The sequence below is a fragment of the Sorangiineae bacterium MSr12523 genome, assembly GCA_037157775.1.
GTDB lineage: Bacteria > Myxococcota_A > Polyangia > Polyangiales > Polyangiaceae > Pendulispora > Pendulispora brunnea.
Window position 1 is genome coordinate 2,147,756 of record CP089982.1, and the last position, 19,378, is coordinate 2,167,133.

General features: G+C 65.4%; 15 protein-coding genes. 10 read left to right on the top strand and 5 right to left on the bottom strand.

Annotated features, from left to right (window positions below; all coding sequences use genetic code 11):
* The first annotated feature begins 272 nt into the window (after positions 1-272).
* Positions 273-779, top strand: a complete 507-nt coding sequence (locus LZC95_08680; protein WXA96911.1) for a CAP domain-containing protein — start codon at positions 273-275, stop codon at positions 777-779.
* 1 nt (position 780) lies between these two features.
* On the opposite strand, the gene LZC95_08685 is transcribed toward LZC95_08680, so the two are convergent.
* Positions 781-2,019: an extracellular solute-binding protein gene (locus LZC95_08685; protein WXA96912.1), complete on the bottom strand. Its 1,239-nt coding sequence runs from the start codon at positions 2,017-2,019 to the stop codon at positions 781-783.
* Between the two features lie 125 nt (positions 2,020-2,144).
* Between LZC95_08685 and LZC95_08690 the strand changes: the two genes are divergently transcribed.
* From LZC95_08690 to LZC95_08705, 4 genes are all read left to right on the top strand, one after another.
* Positions 2,145-3,545 carry a hypothetical protein gene (locus tag LZC95_08690; protein ID WXA96913.1) on the top strand — a complete coding sequence of 467 codons (1,401 nt, stop codon included), beginning with the start codon at positions 2,145-2,147 and terminating at the stop codon, positions 3,543-3,545.
* 52 nt (positions 3,546-3,597) lie between these two features.
* Positions 3,598-5,046, top strand: a complete 1,449-nt coding sequence (locus LZC95_08695; GenBank protein ID WXA96914.1) for a hypothetical protein — start codon at positions 3,598-3,600, stop codon at positions 5,044-5,046.
* Positions 5,027-5,713: an ATP-binding protein gene (locus LZC95_08700; GenBank protein ID WXA96915.1), complete on the top strand. Its 687-nt coding sequence runs from the start codon at positions 5,027-5,029 to the stop codon at positions 5,711-5,713. The genes LZC95_08695 and LZC95_08700 overlap by 20 nt, the downstream gene beginning before the upstream one ends.
* 294 nt (positions 5,714-6,007) lie before the next feature.
* A complete protein-coding gene (locus LZC95_08705; protein ID WXA96916.1) occupies positions 6,008-7,639 on the top strand; it encodes a protein kinase in 1,632 nt (543 codons plus the stop codon).
* Positions 7,640-7,653: 14 nt separating this feature from the next.
* Here the strand turns inward: LZC95_08705 and crcB are convergent, their stop codons facing one another.
* From crcB to LZC95_08720, 3 genes are read right to left on the bottom strand one after another with little or no spacing between them, the layout of a single operon-like run.
* Positions 7,654-8,037, bottom strand: coding sequence for a fluoride efflux transporter CrcB (gene crcB / locus LZC95_08710; protein WXA96917.1), 384 nt, complete (start codon positions 8,035-8,037; stop codon positions 7,654-7,656).
* 14 nt (positions 8,038-8,051) lie between these two features.
* Positions 8,052-9,170 carry a hypothetical protein gene (locus LZC95_08715; protein ID WXA96918.1) on the bottom strand — a complete coding sequence of 373 codons (1,119 nt, stop codon included), beginning with the start codon at positions 9,168-9,170 and terminating at the stop codon, positions 8,052-8,054.
* 3 nt (positions 9,171-9,173) lie between these two features.
* Positions 9,174-10,460, bottom strand: coding sequence for a serine hydroxymethyltransferase (locus LZC95_08720; protein WXA96919.1), 1,287 nt, complete (start codon positions 10,458-10,460; stop codon positions 9,174-9,176).
* Between the two features lie 40 nt (positions 10,461-10,500).
* On the opposite strand from LZC95_08720, the gene LZC95_08725 reads away from it, so the two are divergent.
* From LZC95_08725 to LZC95_08745, 5 genes are all read left to right on the top strand, one after another.
* Positions 10,501-11,169 (top strand): hypothetical protein, encoded by a 669-nt coding sequence (locus tag LZC95_08725; protein WXA96920.1) that lies wholly within the window; start codon positions 10,501-10,503, stop codon positions 11,167-11,169.
* Positions 11,166-13,136, top strand: a complete 1,971-nt coding sequence (locus LZC95_08730; protein ID WXA96921.1) for a protein kinase — start codon at positions 11,166-11,168, stop codon at positions 13,134-13,136. Before LZC95_08725 ends, LZC95_08730 begins: the two co-directional genes overlap by 4 nt.
* 77 nt (positions 13,137-13,213) lie before the next feature.
* The gene (locus tag LZC95_08735) at positions 13,214-16,357 is read left to right on the top strand and encodes a protein kinase (protein ID WXA96922.1); all 3,144 of its coding nucleotides are present in this window, start codon (positions 13,214-13,216) and stop codon (positions 16,355-16,357) included.
* A gap of 7 nt (positions 16,358-16,364) precedes the next feature.
* Positions 16,365-17,651: a glutamate-1-semialdehyde 2,1-aminomutase gene (gene hemL, locus LZC95_08740; protein ID WXA96923.1), complete on the top strand. Its 1,287-nt coding sequence runs from the start codon at positions 16,365-16,367 to the stop codon at positions 17,649-17,651.
* A complete protein-coding gene (locus tag LZC95_08745; GenBank protein WXA96924.1) occupies positions 17,644-18,639 on the top strand; it encodes a formamidopyrimidine-DNA glycosylase in 996 nt (331 codons plus the stop codon). The genes hemL and LZC95_08745 overlap by 8 nt, the downstream gene beginning before the upstream one ends.
* Here the strand turns inward: LZC95_08745 and LZC95_08750 are convergent.
* Complete coding sequence (locus LZC95_08750; protein WXA96925.1) at positions 18,566-19,333, bottom strand: hypothetical protein; 768 nt, start codon at positions 19,331-19,333, stop codon at positions 18,566-18,568. The two genes, LZC95_08745 and LZC95_08750, sit on opposite strands and share 74 nt — an antisense overlap.
* Between the last annotated feature and the right edge of the window lie 45 nt (positions 19,334-19,378).

Consider the following 19,378-nt stretch of genomic DNA (forward strand, 5'->3'; position numbering starts at 1 on the left):
CGTGGGGCACGAGCCCCTTCATGCCCGATCCCGATCCCGCTCCCCCTCCCGAGATTTCCCACTGCGTTTACGACAGAAGATCGGGAGCGGGATCGGGATCGGGAGGGGGGAGCGATTGCGGTCTATCTCTTGCGATACGGCGTTGCATGAAAGCGACGCTCCGTATCCTTTGTGTACTGATGTGCCCTGTGTTTTACGCCGCGTGTAGCAGCAGCGACGACTCGAATGATGCGAAGCAAGAAAATGCTCCCACGAACGGAGACGATCAAGACGTGGGAGGCGGCGGCGGTGGTGGTGGTGGCGGCGGTGGCGGGGGCGGCAGCAAGGACGCGGGTGGGGGAGGTAGCAAAGACGCCGGTGGCGGTGGTGGCACCAAAGACGCGGGCGGTGGCACCAAGGACGCAGGTGGCGGTGGCTCGAAAGATCTCGAGCAGATCTGTGTCGACAAGATCAACGAGTACCGTGCCACCAAGGGACTCGCACCGTATGCGCGATGGAGCGCGGGCGAGACGTGCGCCGCCGGCCAAGCGAAGAGCGATAGCGAAACCGGCACGGCGCACGGAGCCTTCGGCAAATGCCAAGAGATGGCCCAGGACGAGTGCCCCGGTTGGTCGGGCCCGCCCGAGGCCATGATTGGCAAATGCCTCAAAATGATGTGGGACGAGGGACCCGGCGGCGGCCACTACGAGAACATGGCCAGCACGAGGTACTCGAAGGCGGCCTGCGGCTTCTACACGATGACCAACGGCGACGTGTGGGCGGTGCAGAACTTCCGGTAAGTCACTTCGTGGCCACGGCTTCCTTCAGCTGCGCGAGGAGCTGCTCCGCGCGCGTGCCATCCTGCACCACCTCGTAGATATCGCGATTCGGATACGGCTCCGCCCGTCGTGTGAGGCTCTCTAGCACACGATAGGTGGAGTCGTTCTTTACGCGCGGGCTGTGGTACGCGCTCCTCGTCGCCGGTAGCAGGTAACGCGGCACACCGGAATCGAGATCGTCGCCCATCATCACGAGCTCCATCGTGGCCGGCGACGTCAGAAAATCCGCGAAGGCTTGCGCGTCCCGAGCGCAGGCGCCCTTGCACTTTTTGCCGCGCACCAGCGCGTCGGTGAACAAGAGCGGATACGAGCCTTCGCCCAGCGGGGCCGACGTCACGAAGATGGGCGCCGTGTCTTTGCGCTGCACCAATATGCGATGCAGCGATTCGGAGAAACCGATGTACGCGCCGGTTTTCTTCGCAGCGAAATCGTCCATGGCGACATTGGGATTGTCATACGTCGCGTCCAAACAGGGATTCGTATCGCCCACCGCGCACGTGCGCACCAATGACGCGAGGCCCTCGACGAGGCGCGCATTGGGAAATCCCGGCCGCGAGATGACGCCCGCGAGCGACGCGCCCGGGTGGCGGTCCTCGTAGGCATCCAGGAAGAGCGACGGCAGGGTCCACGTTCCGCGAATCGGCGCGCCCAACGCAGGCGCGGGCAGTGCCTCGAGACGCTGCGCGAGCTCCGTCACGGTTTTCGCCGTCACCACGGCGGCGTCGCGCGTGTAGACGAAGTGGCTGCACTGCAGGTGCGGAACCCCGTACGACCGCCCGCGGTACGTCACCGCCTCGCGGGCCGCCGGGTGCCAATCGCCGCGGTTCGGATCGTTCCACTCGGCGAGCTCACCCGCGATGTCGCCCATCAGCGCCGTATCGATTTCGACCACATCCTGAACATCACGCAGCCACGCCGCCAACTTGGCGCGGTCGTAGAACTCCGCCGCATTGGGATCCATCTCGGCGAGCACGAGGTCGACGTCCGGGTTCTGCTCCTCGAACCGCGCCTCGAGCATTGCGCGAAGCTTCGTGAAGCCTTCTTTGCCATCGATGTCGGCCGGGATGAACGGATAAAGCGCCACGCGAAGTGTGCGCTTGCCGGTCAGCGCCTGGTCCGTGCTTCCCGATGTCTGGGGAGCACCACCGCAGGCAACTGCAAGGAGCATCGTCGCGAAAAGTCCGATTCGTGCGCGCATCATGGCTCGCAGACATAGCTCCAATTCGTACGACGCTGGGAACTTTCGCGGCCGGCCGAAGTCTCACGGGGTACGACTGCATGGGCTTACTTGAAACTTATGCGGGCGCACTTCGCGAAGAGCCGAAGATGCGCTTCTACGCACTGTCGCGCGCTGCCAGCGATATTGGAGTCGTGGCTTTTGGCTGGGCGGAGGCGCTGGTCACGACCAACCTCTCCGTCACGCAGGCCGCCCGGGCCAGCTTCATGGTGCCCACGCTGCTGTTCCACCTGCTGGGGAGCATCCTTTCTGGACCGCTGGCCGATTGGGCCGAGAGATTTTCATTCGAACGGCTGGCACGTTGGCGATGGCGCATCGTTCTCGCACGGTGCGCGGGCAATATGGCATTGGCCCTGTACCTCGCCGTGGCCCTGGGACACGGCGAACCGAGCATCCCCATGTTCTTACCGTTCTTGCTCGGAGGGGCGATTCTAAAAGCCGGGTTGCGCGCGACCGAGAACGCCTTCTACGTCGACCTCCTCCGTCGCGAGTCGGTGCAGGTCGATCCAGACGGCCGGCCATTGCACGATGAGCGAGGCCGGCCGCTTCTCTACAAGACACACTTGCTGTCGTTGTCGTCGCTGGTGCTGTCCATCACGGAGCTGGGCGCCTTCGCCGCGCTCCTGGTGGGCGGTCTCGTCATGAAGGTCACTTCGGGGCGTCTCGCCCCGCTCGTGGCGTTCGACGTTGCGGCCCACGTGATTTGTTTCGTCGTACTCTTCTACTTTTGCCATCCGCAAAAGCGTGCACGAGACATTCGGCTCGCCGATCTCGTGCGAGAGGAACGCGTCGCCTCGACGGCGGAGGTCAACCCCGTGGCGCTTGCCGTGGTCCTCTTCCTGCGCTCGATCGCGGAGGGACTTCGATTCCTCGCGGCACCCCAGCGCCACGTATTGCGTTTGCTCTTGATGGGCTGTTTCATCGTGGAGATCGTCAGCGAAGCGTACGACGGCCCGATGATCGTCAAACACGTGATGGGCGGCTCTGACGATGCCGTTCGCTATGCGATGGTCGCGTGGAAATTCGGCTCGCTCGCCATGATGTTTCTCGTTCCGCTTTTTGCGCGATGGGTTGGCGGAATTGGACGACTCTTCGTGATCACGATGCTCCTCGACGGTCTCGTCATCGCGTTGGCGGGCAAGATCGCCGGGGCACACTTGGTGCTGGCTGTCGCACCGTTCGTCGTGGTGTGCTTCCTCGACCACGCCCTTACGGGGATAGCCACCAATATGGCGGGCCTGGCAACCAACAGCGCATCCAGCGCGGCCATGCGCGGCCGCATCATGGGGACCTTGACCTTTTTCGTCATCGTCGGCGACATCGGAGCGGAGATGCTCTCTGCCGTCGTGTCGGAGCGCATCGGCATTCCCAAGATGCTCGAGCGTATTGGGCTCCTCCAGGTCGCCGTGGTGCTGGTGATTCTCCTCATTGGAGGCAAACGCCTCTGGTCGTTCGGACTTCACCTCAATCACGAAAAAGCAAATACGTAATCTCCCTCGGACACGCCCGAGGCTTACACACGTTCTCTTTGGATAGGACCGCATGGGACTACTAAAAACTTACGCGGGCGCTCTTCGCGACGAACCGAAGATGCGCTTTTATGCACTGTCGCGCATTGCGAGCGATATTGGAATGTTGGCCTTTGGCTGGGCAGGCCACTTGGTGATGACCAACCTCGCCATCACGCAGCGTGCACGGGCCAGTTTCATGGTGCCCACGCTGTTATCCCTTTTGCTGGGCAGCATCGTCTCCGGTCCATTGGCCGATTGGGCGGAGAGGTTCTCGCTCGGGCGGCTCGCGCGTTGGCGGTGGCGCGTCGTTCTCGCCCAGCGTGTGGCCAGTCTCGCCCTTGCCGTCTACCTCGTGGCGGCGTTGGGGCACGGCGAACCTACGATTCCGATGCTCCTGCCCTTCATGCTCGGGTCGGCGTTCCTCAAAACGGCCTTTGGGGCGACCGAAAATGCTTTCCAAGTCGATCTGCTCCGCCACGAATCGACGCAGCTCGGCGACGATGGCCTGCCCTTGTCCGACGAGCGCGGCGAGCCGCTCCGGTACAAGACGCATTTGCTGTCGTTGTCGTCTCTGGTGGAGTCGATCACGCTTGCGGGGACCTTCGTGGCGCTGCTCGTCGGCGGTATCGTCATGAAGGCCGCTTCCGGACGACTCGTCACCCTGGTGGCTTTCGACGTCGTGGCCAACGTCATTTGCCTCCTCGCCCTGTTCTTCCTCTGCCATCCGCAGAAACGCGCCCGAAACGTCCGCCTTGCGGATCTCGTGTACGAGGAGCGCACGCCAGCCGTGGGGCGCGTCAACCCCATCGCGCTCGCCATCGTCCGATTCGTGCGCTCGATCGCCGAAGGACTCCGTTTTCTCGCAGCCCGCGAGCGCCGCACGCTGCTGATTCTCCTGACGGGCACGTTTCTCGTGGAGGTCGTGAACGAGGCCTACAACGGCCAGATGATCGTCAAACACCTGCTCCACGGCTCGGACGATGCGGTTCGTTATTCGATGATCGCGTGGAGCTTCGGGCGATTCGGCCTGATGTTCATCGTGCCCCTCTTTGCACGGTGGATCGGTGGAATTGGTCGCATTTTCGTGATCACCATGCTCCTCGATGGCGTCGTCATCGCGCTGGCCGGACGCCTGGCCGGCTGGCAGTCGGATGCGGCCATCGTTCCGTTCGTCGTGGCAAGCTTCGTCGACCACGCGCTCACGGGCGTGTGCGCCAACATGGCCGGCCTTGCCACCAACAGCGCGTCCAGCACTGCGATGCGAGGTCGCATCATGGGCACCATGTTCTTCGTTCACATCCTCGGGGACGTGGGCTCCGAAATGCTCGCCACCGTCGTCTCGGAGCGCATCGGCATTCCCACGATGGTCGAGCGCATCGGCCTTCTGCAGGTCATCGTGGTCCTCGTCCTCGTTGCCATCGGAGGCAAGCGCCTCTGGTCCTTCGGCCTCCATCCCGACCATGAAAAAGCGCACGCTTGACCAGGCGCGGGAGCTCGCCACGCGCGATGCATTCCTCCGCGAATTGACCCGCAAGCTCACGCTCTGGATCGGTGATGCCGAGCGCTGCGCGCGCCGCCGCAAGGCCCACCCCGAGGTGCGCCGCGCCATGGCCGGACTTCTCGGAACGATGCGCGAGTTGCACGTCATCGCCAACCCGAAGGCCCCGATCACTTTGCGCCGGCGGCGCCTCGACTTGGTGAGCTTCCTCCCTCGCTACCTCGCCGAATGGGATAGGCTGGACGTGCACGTCCAAGGCCGCGCTTCTTTGATTGGCCATTGGGACCGTGGCCATTTGGGGACGCTTCTCATGGAGCTGCTCAGCAATGCCTTCAAGTACGGCCGCGGGAAGGAAGTCACCATCACGATGGGCGCGCGCGGCAAGATGGCCATCCTCCTCGTGCGCAGCCACGGAACCCTGGCCCGCGATCTTCGAGGCCACTTCGCGCGCTTCCGCCGCGGTCGCGGCCTTCGCGCTCCGGGCTTCGGCATCGGTGTGTGGCTCGCCCGCAAGATCGCCAAGGCCCACGGCGGCGCCTTTCGCCTTCGCAGCGACGGATCGCACACGGTCGCGCGCGTGGCCCTTCCGCTGACCCACGCGACCGGCGACGTCGCGAGCGTTCGCTTTTCCTTGGTCACTCGCCCGTGAGCTTTTTGGCAGCGAGCCATCCGAGCACGCCCGCGCGTCCAACGCCAGCGCCTCTGGTCCTTCGGGCTGCACCCGGACCAATGAGTTCGCCAAGTCCATGCGCCGCGAACCGTCCTGGCGGCTTGCCTTCATCGGGCCGCTACGATTGTCCTATCGTGCGTAAGGGGCGCGCATCGAAATCTCCATTACACCTGATCCTGACCATCATCGAATCAGCGTTGCGCGCCCGGATAGCAAAATAGACTCGGATGCTACGGTCCCGTTAATCGCTTAGGAAAAGTCCGAAATGACGAAATGGCTTTTCATTTGGAGTGGGACTTCCCCGGCGCGGGGGAGCAGGTTACCGAAGATGTGGTAGTCTGCAATGTGATGGCGGGGGGCTACGGTGGTTGGGTGGCGGAGGAGTCTGGCCGCGTACTCGGGCGCTATACGTTGCATGGGACGATTGCCGTGGGCGGGATGGCGACGGTCCATTTTGGGCGGCTGCACGGGCCCATTGGTTTTTCGCGCACGGTTGCGATCAAGCGGCTGCATCCGCACTATGCGCGCGATCCCGAGTTCGTCGCGATGTTTCTCGACGAAGCGCGGTTGACCGCCCGCATTTGGCATCCCAACGTCGTGCCCACGCTCGACGTGGTCTCGACGGAGGGCGAACTCTTCGTCGTCATGGAGTTCGTCCACGGGGAATCCCTCTCGCGGCTGATCAAAGCGGAGGGCTCGAAGGCCCGCCGCATTCCACCGTCCGTCGTGGCGGCCATCTTGTCGGGAACGCTGCAAGGACTTCATGCGGCGCACGAAGCATGCGATGAGCAGGGGCAGCCGCTTTCGTTGGTCCATCGTGACGTCTCGCCACAGAACGTGCTCGTGGGCGTCGATGGCGTGGCGCGCGTTCTCGACTTCGGCATCGCCAAGGCGACAGGAAGGCTGCGCACCACCCAGCATGGGGAACTCAAGGGAAAGCTTGCGTACATGGCGCCCGAACAGCTCCTGGGCGAGGAGACCACGCGGCAGGTGGACATCTATGCCGCATCCGTCTGCTTGTGGGAAGCCCTCACGGGGCGCCGTCTCTTCTCGGGCAACAACGAGGGGGACGTGCTGAATCAAGTACTCCTCGGTGACATTCCGCCGCCGGGCGAGTACGTGCCAGGTCTCGGTAGGACGGTGGATGACGTCGTGTTGCGCGGCCTTTCGCGCGACCCATGCAATCGCTTTCGAACGGCCCTCGAAATGGCCATCGCACTCGACGAAGCGATGGACCGCGTGGCGAGTCCGCCGCAGGTGAGCGCATGGCTACGGGGCGTGGTGGGCGCGGAGATGGACGAGCGACGCCGAACCGTGGTGGAAATCGAGCGGCAGACCAGCCAACCCAGCACGGCAGAAGCGCTGCGCGAGATACTGCCGCCGCCCGAGTCCATGCCGCCCGAGGAGCCGATTCCTTCGTCGACGGGCGGGTCGGTGGCGAGCATGAGGCCGGCCGAGGTGAAAACCTTCGATGCAGCGTCCTGGTTGCGCACAGCCCTCTCGATGTCGCAAAAGAACCTCAAGACGAGGAAGGCGTTTTTGGCGCTGGCTGCATGGCTCGTCTTCGTCGTCACGCTGCTCGTCCTCGTGGTGACCACTTGGCAAAGGCCATCGGCGCGGGCAGCGACGTCGAAAGGAGAGCCATCCCAACCAATGTTCAACGACCAGCGCGAGGCAACGGTGTTCGCATCGGCGCCCGCGGAGTCGGTGCAGGCTCCAGCACCCCCCACCATTGCGAGTGCGCCCGCGCCCCAACTCGTCGTCGACGAAGTCGTCGCCGCGATACCAGGACCAAGCGAAATCCCGAAGGCATCCCCGGTCGTTCCGGCGGCCAAGAAGAGCTGCGAGCCGCCGTACTACATCGACAAGGCCGGAATAAAGCGATTCCGGCGCGAGTGCTTCTGAACGTTTTACATTGGTCACTCGCCAACGAGCTTTTGCGCCGCGAGCAACCCAAGCACGCCCGCGAGAAAGCACCCCACCAACGTCACGAGCAAATTCAGCGCGCCCGTGCCCCACGAGCGCTCTCGGAATAGATTCATCGTTTCCAAATTGAAACTCGAATACGTGGTAAGCCCGCCCATGAACCCCGTCGTCAGCGTCAGGCGCAACGTCGGCGAGATGAGCGTCGTCGTGAGCGCGAGCTGTGCCACCAGCGCAATCAGAAAGCAGCCTGCGGTATTCACGATGAGCGTGCCATATGGAAACGACGTGCCCAGTGCACGGCCTGCCCAAAGGCCGACGAAGTAACGCAGCAAGGTCCCGAGCGCGCCCGCCAGGGCGATGAGAAGAATGCGGATCACGATGCGGCACTGTATCAGTACGCGGCGCGCTTCGCCTTGTCGTCGCGCCGCCAGAGCGGGGCAGGCTTGGGGGCGACGGTGCGCCGGTCCAATCGCAGCCACCGCGGAACCACCACCTCGCGCAACACCTCACCGACCAAGTGAAGCTGCGCGATGTGCGCGTCCTTCGTGGTTCCCGCGAAGCCGCGAATGTGGAAGCCTTTGACGTCGGCCCGGTAGATGCGTTGAAAGTTGCGCGGCCCGGGGGTCCGCAGCCAGAACTTCTTCGCGCCGACCACATCGGTCAGCACCGCCGCGGTTTCCGTCGTGCTGGCATACCCCGGCGGCACGATGGACGAATGCGTGAACACGAAGGCCTTGTTGCCGGCCGCTGCATCCTGCGCAAACCGCATGAACGCGTCCAGGCTCCGCCCATCCACCCGGCGCCCGTTCGGGGCTGCGGGCAATGCCAAATAGTTCGCGTGCAGGCCATCGAGCAGCACGATGGTGTCGATGCGGTCGTAATATCCTTGGGTCAAAATGTTCCGAATGGCCCCGTATCCCGCGCTCCACGCGAAAAGGGATATCCGCCGCACATGCAATCGTGGATTGTTCGTGCTCTTGCGCAGTCGCATTTCGATGTCGCCGAGCATCGCTTGGAATCGATTCGGATCCGTAAATGCGTCGGAATACGCTTTCGATCCCACCCCGTAGGTGAGCGCCACGATCACCGCACCGCCCGCTTGCTCTCGGTATTCCTTGGCGGCGGCCCGACCCGCGTGAAAATGGAATATGACGTCGAAGACGTCGGAGCGGAACTTCTTCGGTGCCAGATACCATGCACCGAACTCCGCCGGTTCCCAAGCCGGCTCGTAAGGCCCTGCCGCGGGCATTTCGCCCCGCTCCTCGATGACGCTGTTACGGAGCGCGCTCACGCTGGCGCGGGTGTGGCCGCCACCAAGGCCCATGGCGAGCAGCTCGGCCGCGGAAATCATGTCCGGCGGGCCCTCCCCCGTGGAGGAAGCTGCTGCCGTTTCTTGCCCTGCCGCGAAGGAATCCGCCGAACTCGAGCAGTCGAACAGCAGCAGCGCAGACGTCGCGACCGCGAAGATCGCGTGGAGCGCGAAGCCAAGTGGGCGTCGCGCTCGGCGCATGCATTACACTCGCAATCCGGGCGCCGGGTACTTGGCGCACACAGCGCGCACCTCGGCAGCAACTTTGGAGATCACGGACTCGTCCTCCGGTGCGCTCACCACGCGATCGATCCACTCTGCGAGCTGCACCATGACGTCTTTACCCATCTTGCGCGACGTGACAGACGGCGTGCCAATTCGAATTCCCGAGGGGTCGAACGGCTTGCGCGGATCGAACGGAACCGAGTTGTAATTCAAAACGATGTTCGCACGATCCAATGCTTTGGATGCGACCTTGCCGGGAATCGTTTTGTTGGTGAGATCGACCAGCAAAAGATGATTGTCGGTTCCGCCGGTCACCAACGAGAATCCGCGTGCGGTCATCGCCTCGGCCAGTGCCTTCGCGTTGTCGACGATGGCGCGGGCGTATTCCTTGAACGAAGGCTGGAGCGCCTCTTGCGCTGCCACGGCGATCGCGGCCGTCGTATGGTTGTGCGGTCCGCCCTGCAATCCCGGAAACACCGCGCGGTCGATCTTGGAGGCGTGCTCCTTCTTGCAGAAGATCATCGCCCCGCGCGGACCGCGGAAGCTCTTGTGCGACGTGGACGTCACCACGTCTGCAATGCCGATCGGGGAGGGGTGCACGCCCGCGGCCACGAGCCCTGCGATGTGCGCGATGTCCGCGGCGAAGATGGCGCCCACTTCGTCCGCAATCTCACGGAAGGCCTTGAAGTCGAGGATGCGCGGGTAGGCCGTGGTGCCGGCCCAGAGCAGCTTCGGACGGTGCTCCTTGGCGAGCTTGCGCACCTCGTCCATGTCGATGAGGTGGTTGTCCTGGCGCACGCCGTAGGGCACGCTCTTGAAGTATTTGCCGGTGATGGAAACGTTGTGGCCGTGCGTGAGGTGGCCGCCGGCGGGCAAACCGAGCCCCATGATGGTGTCGCCCGCGTTGCAAAAAGCGAGGTACACGGCGAGGTTCGCCGGGCTTCCCGAATAGGGCTGCACGTTGACGTGGATGTCGTCGACGGAGCCAGCCGCCGTCTGGCCGAAGAGCTGCTTCAAGCGCGAGATGGCCAGTTCTTCGACTTCGTCGATGACTTGCTGGCCTTCGTAGTAACGCTTTTTGGCGTATCCCTCGGAGTACTTGTTCGTGAGACACGAGCCCGTCGCCTCCTGCACGGCACGCGACGCGTAATTCTCGCTCGCGATGAGGCGTAACGACTCGTCTTCGCGGCGATTCTCCGCTTCGATGAGACGAAAGATCTCGGGATCGACCTGGGCCAAGGCTTCGTCTTTGTGCTCTCGGTTCATGCGCTTCTTGTCGCATGTCTATGGTATGCGTGGAAGAGCCGTGGCTCTTACGATCCGCCCTCGCATCGTCCTACCTTTCGTCGCTTCGCTTCTCGTCGGCTTCGCCATCTCGGAAACGGCTTCTGCCCAAGACCGCGGTGCCTTTCCGCTCGACAAGCCGGCGTCGCGTCGAAGCGGCCTGGTCGTCGGTCTTTCGCTCGGCACATCCGTGACGGCCGGCAGCGGTTACCCCAACTCGGCGACCCGCATGCAAGACCCTCGTTACTACGCGGCGAGCGGCGTGGTCGTTGGAACGAGCTCGACGTTGATGATCATGGGGGCGCTCACCGACTACCTCAACTTCGGCTTCTGGGGCGGAGGCGGCGGAGGCGAGAACGACGACTGGAAGCTCACCAGCGCCGGTGGCGGCGTCCGGGTGGAAGGCTTTCCGCTCTTCTACCTCGTGCCCAAATTGCGCGATCTTGGCTTCTCGGGCCAATTCGGCGTGGGCTCGGCCAAGATGGAGGCCAAGCACGGCGCCTCCGAGGGCGGGGAGGGCGTGCAATCCTTCGTGGGCGGCGGCGTGTTCTACGAGTTCCGCCTGTTCAATCCCTTCGGCACGCACTTCACGTTGGCGCCCTCGGTCGAGTACCAGGCCGTCTTTTCGGATCCCTTCGAGAGCCACGGCGTCGTCGCCGGCGTCCGTCTCGCGCTCTATGGCGGTCCATGAACGCGGGCGGGAGTGATCCGTTCGGGCTCTTGGGCCAGGTGCTCGACGGGCAATTTCGGATCGACGACGTTGCGGGCGAGGGGGGCTCGAGCATCGTCTACCGCGGGGAGCACGTCGGCTTCGATTCCAAGGTGGCCATCAAGTGCTTGAAGCTGCAAGCGCAGCTCGAGTCCTCGCGGGTCGAGGCGTTCATGCGCCGCTTCCGCGACGAAGGCCGCGCGGCGTACAAGCTCGCGCAAGGGCACTTCCACATCGCGCGCTGCATCGCCATCGGCACGACGTTGGCGCCCAAAACGGGCTCGCTCGTGCCGTACACCGTGCTCGAGTGGCTCGAAGGAAAAACGCTGGCGCGGCAGTTCGAGGAGCGCCGCCTGGCGGGCGGGCAGGGCCGTCCGTTGGTCGATCTGATGCCCCTGCTCGATACCGCGGTGGATGCCGTTGCCTACGCGCACACGCAGGGCGTGGTGCATCGCGATCTGCACCCGGGCAGCATCTTTTTGGCCGAGACCCTGGAAGGGGTGAGGGCCAAGGTGCTCGACTTCGGCTTGGCCAAGGTGGCGAGTGAGCAGGCCCTGGGGTTTACCGAAGGAACTCCGACGAACGGCGCATCGTTCCGCGTCTTCTCGCCGGCCTACGCCACGCCCGAGCAGCTCGATGCGTCGATCGGGGCCGTGGGCCCTGCGACCGACGTGTACGCGCTCGCGATGGTGCTGCTCGAGGCGATGCGCGATCAGCCGCCGTTCCTCGGGTTGTCGCTGGCCCAGTTGCGCGACCGCATTTTGGATCCGCGCACGCGACCCACGCCGAGGAACTTTGGCGTCATGGTTTCGGACGACGTGCAGGACGTGTTCGCTCGGGCGCTGGCACGCGAGCCGGGCGAACGCTTTCTCGATGCGGCCGATTTCTGGTCGGCGCTCAAGTCCGCCGTTCATGCCGCTCACGCGGGCGGGTCGGATGCGGCCATGGCCGATGCCACGCAGCGGATGGACGCGCTGCCGGACAGCGATTCGTTGCTCTCGCTCGTGGGCTACCACGATGGGCCCACCTTGAACGATCTGCCTGCGGCGCCGAGGGCCGCGGGGGCTCCCCCGGTGATCGACGAGGAGACGACCATCGACGATGGGCTTCCCGTCGTGCTTCCGCTTCCCACGCTTGCCAGCTCCGCGCAGCCGCCCGCACCGGAGATCAGCGGCGTGCAGTCGTCTTCCCGTGCGGAGTCCGCGACGGCCGACGTCACGGGCCCGCGAGCCAAGACGCCGTCGGCGGATTTCACGGGGCCTCATCGCGCGATGTCGGCAGACGCCACGGCACCGCGAAAGGCTTTGCCAGCCCAGAACAGGACGGGCGCCGACGAGCCGACGCGAGGCCCGGTCGTGCTCGGGGTGCTGCTCGGCGGTGGCGCGGCACTGGTTGCACTGGCCGTGCTGGCCTCGGTCTACCTACAGCGGATCCAGCGCGCCGATGATGTTGCCATAGCAGCGAACCCGAGCCCTCCCAGCTCGGCGCCAACGGTGGCCGCCGCACCCGCAACGACCGGCGTCGCCCCGGTGAGTGAATCGGGTGGAGCGCCGGCGTCGCCCAACGCGAGTGCCAGCGCGCGCCCGAAAGGGCGCACACCTGCTCCCAAAGGTGCTGCGGGACCGACCCCAAAGCCCACTGCCGAAGAGCCCACGGAAATCCCGCCGCCCGCCGATCCCACCGCCTTCAACCGCACCGCAGCCGAGGCAGCGCTTCGCGTGCTCGATGGCATCCTCGCGAGCTGCAGGCGTCCCGATGGCAAGGGCGGAGAGGGCAGTGCGCGGGTGACCTTCGCGAACGATGGGACGGTTTCGGCCGTCAAGATCACCGGCCCCTTGGCGGATGGGCCCGAGGGCGAATGTGTCGCGCTGCGCTATCGCAACGCAAAGATTCCGGCCTTCGAAGGGCCGCCCTCCTTCGTGGAGCATGCCTTTCGACTGCCGAAATGAGGCCACCACCACCCTTCGGCAGATGAGGCCGCGGTAAAACATACCCGCGAAGACTTCGTGGTATGGTTCACCCTGCGATGCAAAGAGATCCGTTTCGCTTCAACGGCACTGTGATCGACGGCCAGTTTCGTATCGATCAGTGGATTGGCGAAGGTGGTTTCAGCAACGTCTACAAGGGTTTCCATCTCGGCCTCAACGAGCCCATCGCCGTCAAATGCCTGAAGCCGATCGCGGACTCGCCCGAGGTCGTTCAGGATTTCGTCAATCGTTTCCGTGACGAAAGCCGCATCGCGTACCGACTCTCCCAGGGAAACCTCGACATCGTGCGTTGCATCGCCAGCGGCACCACGCTCGCGCCCGTTGGGGTGCGCGTGCCGTACATGGTCCTCGAATGGCTCGAGGGCGAGTCACTCGCCATCCACTTCCGCGGCCGACGCGATGCGAAGATGAAGGGCCGCTCCTTGAAGGAGACGTTCGACCTGTTCACGCCGGCGGGGGAAGCGCTCGTCTTTGCGCACTCGCACGGCATCGTGCACCGCGACATCAAACCGGGAAATCTGTTCCTGACGAAGTCGCGCCAGGGCGGTGTCCGTCTCAAGGTGCTCGATTTCGGCATGGCCAAGGTGATGAGCGATGGCTCGTCGGAGTCGACCGGCTTTTCGCGCCTCGCCATGAGCATGCAGAACATTGCGATCTTCTCGCCGCCCTACGCCGCGCCGGAGCAGTTCGATCCGACGATGGGGCCCATCAGCGCCAAGGTCGACGTGTACTCGTTCGCGTTGGTCTTTCTCGAGGCGATGCTCGATCGACGTGTGCGCACCGGTGAGACGGATGCGGAATGCTTGATCCAAGCGTGCAAGCCGGCGCAGCCCATCACGCCACGCGGATTGGGGCTTACAGTGCCCGACGCCATCGAGCGCCTATTCACCCAAGCGTGTGCGACAAATCCGCGTGAACGACCTCAGAGTATGGAAGAATTCTGGGGCAAGTTGAGAAATGCAATGCAGGCTGACTCGAAAAAACAAAACGAAGCCAACGACGACCCGCAGGATTGGGGTGACGTCGCCGATAGCATTCCTCCCGACGCCGACGGTCCGGCGACCATCGTGGCGGATTCCGAAGGGTTGTTCGAGTACGAGCCGCCCTCGGCGCCTCCGCTGCCGCCCATTCCTGGGCCCGCGCCGCTTCCGCACCCGTCCCATCATGCGCATCCGCAGCCACACCATGCGCATGCCTCGCCGCATGCGCCGCCGCACATTGGTGACGACGAGTCGACGCGCACCATCGACGTGAACCAGCTTCCGTCGCCGCCCGGCCAGCCTCCGCAGCAGCCCATTCCGCCGGAGGTGAAGGACTTTCTCCAGCGCACGGGCCTCGCCGCGAGCGCGCGCATGCCCTCGCCCAGCGCTCCATCGCCGCAGGCCGCCGCGGCTTCGGGTCCCGCGCATCCGTCCAAGCCGTTCGCGCGGCCGTCCCAACCCGGGGCGCGTCCGTCGCAACCCGGCGGATTCCATCTTCCGCGGCCGTCCATTCCGCGGCCGGAAGGGTCGGCGGGGCGTCTGCCCGCGCCGCTGCCCGCCGCAGGGACGCCGGCGGAGGGCGTGGCTGCACGCAACGACAGCGCCAACGGGCGCGCGGGTGCGCCGCGGCCGCCCACGGGCACGACCGCCATGCCGATTCAGGCTCCGCGTCTGCCGTCGCTGTCGGGCGGCGATGAGACGGGGCCGTCCTCGAGCGACATGCCCACGACCGTGGGGCAGTTGAACGACATGCCGATTCAAGGCCCGCCGCCCGGCGGCGCGCGCTTCGATCTGGCGAGCGCCGAGACGCAATTCGCGCCCGATGCTCCGTCGCCGTTCGGTGCACCGCCGCAGCAGCCGCCGTTCTTCGCGTCGCAGCCGCAGCAGCCTCCCCCCGGTGGGCCCAAGGGAAAGACGCTTGCACTTTCGGCGACGCCGTTTGCGCAGCAGTTCTCCAACACGCCGCCGGTGGATCCCGACGCCGAAGCGCCCACGCAGGCGCAGTACGCACCGCAGCTGCAAGATGCGATGACGTACCAACCGCCGCCGCCGTTCGCGCAGCCGCAGCAGCCTGCCTATGCGCCGCCCGGTGGTGCCGCCCCCTCGCCGTTCGGTGCGAGCGGGGGCACATCGGCCATGCCGCAATTCAGCCCGCCGGATGCGGCACCGTCGCCCTTTGGCAATTATGGATCGCCGGCAGGGCAGGCCCCATTCGGTGCGCCCGGTGGGGGCGGTCAATACGGTCCGCCGCCAGGTGCGCATCCTGGCGGTCATGCGGGTACTCAGGCCATCCCGCAACAGGGCATGATGCAGCAGCCCGGGATGGCGGGAGCGCCCCCGTGGCAACCGCAGCAGGGGGCACCGCAAGGTTATGCCGCGCAGCAAGGCTTTGCGCCGCCGGCGCCCGTTCCCGGTGCGGCGCCGTATGCGGCGCAGCCCCAAAAGCCGAAGTTGATCCTCATCGGCTTGATCGCCGCCCTCGCGGTCATTCTGTTGATCGGCGCAGGGTATGCGGCCTACTCGCTTTTGAGCGGGTCCTCGTCCGCCGAGTCCAGCGCGGCGCCATCTGCAAGCGCGGCCCCGCAAGCGCCCGCGCCATCTGCGCCGGCGCCCGAGGTCGCGCAGCAGCCAACGCCGACGGGCGCCGCGGTCGCACCGCAGCCTCCGCCCGAGCAGCCCGCACCGCCGCCGCAGCAGCCCGTGGCCGCGGCGCAACCGGCGCAGCCATCACAGCCAGCGCAGCAGCCCGCCGCCGAGGCTCCGCATCGCAGCAGCGGTTCCAGCGAGCGCGGTTCGTCGTCCTCCTCGGGAAGTTCGGGAAGCAGCTCGGGCTCGACGTCGTCGGGCAAGTCGACGGGCTCCAGCTCGGGCAGCGGCCCGACGCCCATCGCCCGTCCCGGTTCTCCGAGCGCTGCGCCGTCCGAGCCGGGCAAGTTCAGCCCCGAGGCGGCGCGCGCCTCGCTCAAGACGATGGAAGGCGTGCTCGCCAGCTGCAAGAAACCCGACGGCCCCACCGGCCCGGGCCGCGCACGCGTCACGTTCATCGGCGATGGCTCGGTCATGAGCTCCGTCATCGTCGGGCCTCCGTACGAAGGCACGCCCGTGGGCGACTGCGTGGCAACACGCTTCAAATTCGCCAAGGTGCCCAAGTTCGAGGGCAACCCCGGCGTCGTCGACTACAACTTCACCATCAATAAATAGGCACTTCGTGACCGACCCCATCTCGCGCAAGTTGTTTCAACGGGCCCAGGAACTCATCCCCGGTGGCGTCAACAGCCCCGTTCGCGCCTTTCGCTCCGTCGGGGGCGAACCCGTGTTCATCTCGCGCGCGGAGGGCGCGTACCTGTTTGGCGCCGATGGGGCGAAGTACACGGACTACGTCGGCTCATGGGGGCCGATGATCCTGGGCCACGCGCACCCCGACGTCATCAAGGCGGTGACGTCGGCCGCCGCCAACGGCACGAGCTACGGAGCCCCGACGGAGCTCGAGGTGCGCTTCGCCGAAAAGGTCGTCGAGCTTTATCCGTCGATCGAGATGATGCGCGCGGTGTCGAGCGGCACCGAGGCCACCATGGCGGCCATCCGCGCGGCCCGCGGTGCCACGGGGCGCGACGTCGTCGTGAAGTTCGAAGGCTGTTACCACGGCCATGCGGACTTTCTCCTCGTCAAAGCCGGCTCCGGCGCGGCCACCTTGGGCGTCCCCGATTCCGCGGGCGTTCCGGCGTCTGCCGCCGGCAACACGACGACCATCGCGTACAACGACATTCCGGCGTTGCGCGAGCTCTTCTCGGCGCGCGGGCATCGCATCGCCGCGGTCATCGTGGAGCCCGTGGTGGGAAACATGGGCTGTGTGCCGCCGGTGCCCGGTTTCTTGGAGGAGATCATCTCGCTTTGCCAGAAACACGGCGCCATCTCGATTTTCGACGAGGTGATGACCGGTTGCCGCGTCGCACGCGGCGGCATGCAAGAGCGCTCGGGCCTCAAGCCGGACATGACGTGCCTCGGCAAAATCATCGGCGGCGGCATGCCGCTCGCGGCCTACGGTGGCAAGCGCGCCATCATGCAGAACGTGGCACCGCTCGGACCCGTTTACCAAGCGGGTACGTTGAGCGGCAATCCCGTGGCGGTCAGCGCGGGCCTGGCCACGTTGGAGCGCCTCGATGCAGCGCTCTATGAAAAGCTGGAGCGGCTTTCCGCGCGTCTCGAGCAGGGACTGCGCACGGCCCTCGAGCGCACCAAGACGCCGGGCTGCGTCCAACGCGTAGGCGCCATGCTCACGATGTTCTTCAACGAAGGACCCGTGCGCTCGTGGAGCGATGCCCAGAAGAGCGACACGGCGCGGTTCGGTCGCTGGCACCGCGGCATGATCGCGCGGGGTCAGTACTTCCCGCCGTCGCAGTACGAGGCTGCCTTCATGAGCGCCGCGCACACCGAGGCGGACATCGACACGACGGTAAGCGCGGCCGAGGAGGCACTGCGGGAGGCGAGTGCCTGAACTCCCCGACGTCACGTTGTACGTCGAGGCGATCGCGGCCCGTGTCGTAGGGCAGCCGCTTCAAAAGATCCGTCTGGCCAGCCCCTTCGTTCTGCGCACCGTCGCCCCGCCGCCGGCGCGCTTCGAGGGGCATCCCGTCGCCGACGTCCGCCGCGTGGGAAAGCGCATCGTGCTCGGCCTGCGCGACGGCGCCACGCGGCTCTTCGTCGTCATTCACTTGATGATCGCGGGCCGGTTTCGCTTCTTGCCACCTGGAGGCAAGATCCCCGGCAAGGTCGGGCTCGCGGCCTTCGATTTTCCGAGCGGCACCTTGGTGCTCACCGAGGTCTCCAAGAAGAAGCGTGCGTCCATTCACCTCGTCGAGGGCGAGGCCGCCCTGCGCGCGCTCGATCCGGGCGGTCTCGAGGTGCTCACCGCCGATCTCGCGGCCTTCCGCCAGGCCCTCACCCGCGAGAATCATACGCTCAAGCGCTCGCTGACCGATCCGCATCTGTTCAGCGGCATCGGCAACGCGTACTCCGACGAGATCCTTCACCGCGCAGGGATGTCGCCGGTGCGACTCACCTCGCACCTCACCGACGAGGAAATCGCGCGCCTGTTCGAGGCGACGACGGCGACGCTGATCGATTGGACGAACCGGCTGCGCGACGAGGCCGCGGGCAACTTCCCCGAAAAGGTCACCGCCTTTCGCCCCGAGATGGCCGTGCACGGTCGCTATGGCCAGCCGTGCCCCGTTTGCGGCGGCCGGGTGCAGCGCATCGTCTACGCGGAGAACGAGACCAACTACTGCCCGCGTTGCCAAACCGGGGGCAAGATGCTCATGGACCGCTCCCTGTCGCGCCTCCTCAAGGACGACTGGCCGAAGACCATCGACGAACTCGAGCAACGCCGCGCCGAGGTGGCGACGTCCGCTCCTACCGCCGCCGAGACGACCGGCGGCGGGCCCGATGCCAAACCGAAGCGGCGAGCGTCATCGCGACGGCGATGATGCCGCCGTAAGATAGCCCGCTGGAGAGCGGCGATGCCGCGCACCCGCGCCCCGCCGTGGGATCGAGCACCTCGTCCTCGCCCGCGCCGTTCTCGTCGGGGTTGCCGGGATTGCCCGCGTCTTGGTTTCCACCGTTCGGCGAGCCTGCATCGGGCACACCTGGGCCTGGGGTGCCGCCTCCAGAAACCGACGCATCCGTGCCAATGATGATGTCCGCGCACGAATAATACGTGCTCGCATCCGTATCGGCGCCGCAGCCCGCAGATACGCCCGCGGCGATTTGCCGTACGCGCAGCACGCAATGCTCGCATTCGACGGGACCGCCGTCGACCTTGGGCAAGTCCGTTATCGGGATAGTGGCCGAACGCGACTCCGGGACCGAGTTGGTGTCGTCCGCCAATGTTTTCAATACTTGGAAATTCTGATCATCGCCCGTCGTGGACAACTCGACGATGTAACATCCAATTTGGTCCGTCGTTTCATTCCATGTGACGGTCAAATCGGAGCCTTTCTCGAATTTGTATTTCGGCGATGCGGGATTCTGTCCTCCGCAGGGCCCTACTTTGCAATTCGTCTCATCGCACGCGGGCGTGCGCGGCACTGGCGCTGTTATCACGGCAGCTCCCCACGCACTCGCACTGCAGAACAGTGCACCTGCGGAGAATGCGCCCGATATCGAAATCCATTTGCGCATGCGCAGACTGGAGCATCACGTATGCCATGCAGGCGCAATGTCGTT

Coding starts and splice junctions, on each gene's coding strand:
- LZC95_08685 (WXA96912.1), bottom strand. CDS start 2,019: ATGATGCGCGCACGAATCGGACTTTTCGCGACGATGCTCCTTGCAGTT.
- LZC95_08690 (WXA96913.1), top strand. CDS start 2,145: ATGCGCTTCTACGCACTGTCGCGCGCTGCCAGCGATATTGGAGTCGTG.
- LZC95_08695 (WXA96914.1), top strand. CDS start 3,598: ATGGGACTACTAAAAACTTACGCGGGCGCTCTTCGCGACGAACCGAAG.
- LZC95_08700 (WXA96915.1), top strand. CDS start 5,027: ATGAAAAAGCGCACGCTTGACCAGGCGCGGGAGCTCGCCACGCGCGAT.
- LZC95_08705 (WXA96916.1), top strand. CDS start 6,008: ATGGCTTTTCATTTGGAGTGGGACTTCCCCGGCGCGGGGGAGCAGGTT.
- LZC95_08715 (WXA96918.1), bottom strand. CDS start 9,170: ATGCGCCGAGCGCGACGCCCACTTGGCTTCGCGCTCCACGCGATCTTC.
- LZC95_08720 (WXA96919.1), bottom strand. CDS start 10,460: ATGAACCGAGAGCACAAAGACGAAGCCTTGGCCCAGGTCGATCCCGAG.
- LZC95_08730 (WXA96921.1), top strand. CDS start 11,166: ATGAACGCGGGCGGGAGTGATCCGTTCGGGCTCTTGGGCCAGGTGCTC.
- LZC95_08735 (WXA96922.1), top strand. CDS start 13,214: ATGCAAAGAGATCCGTTTCGCTTCAACGGCACTGTGATCGACGGCCAG.
- LZC95_08750 (WXA96925.1), bottom strand. CDS start 19,333: ATGCGCAAATGGATTTCGATATCGGGCGCATTCTCCGCAGGTGCACTG.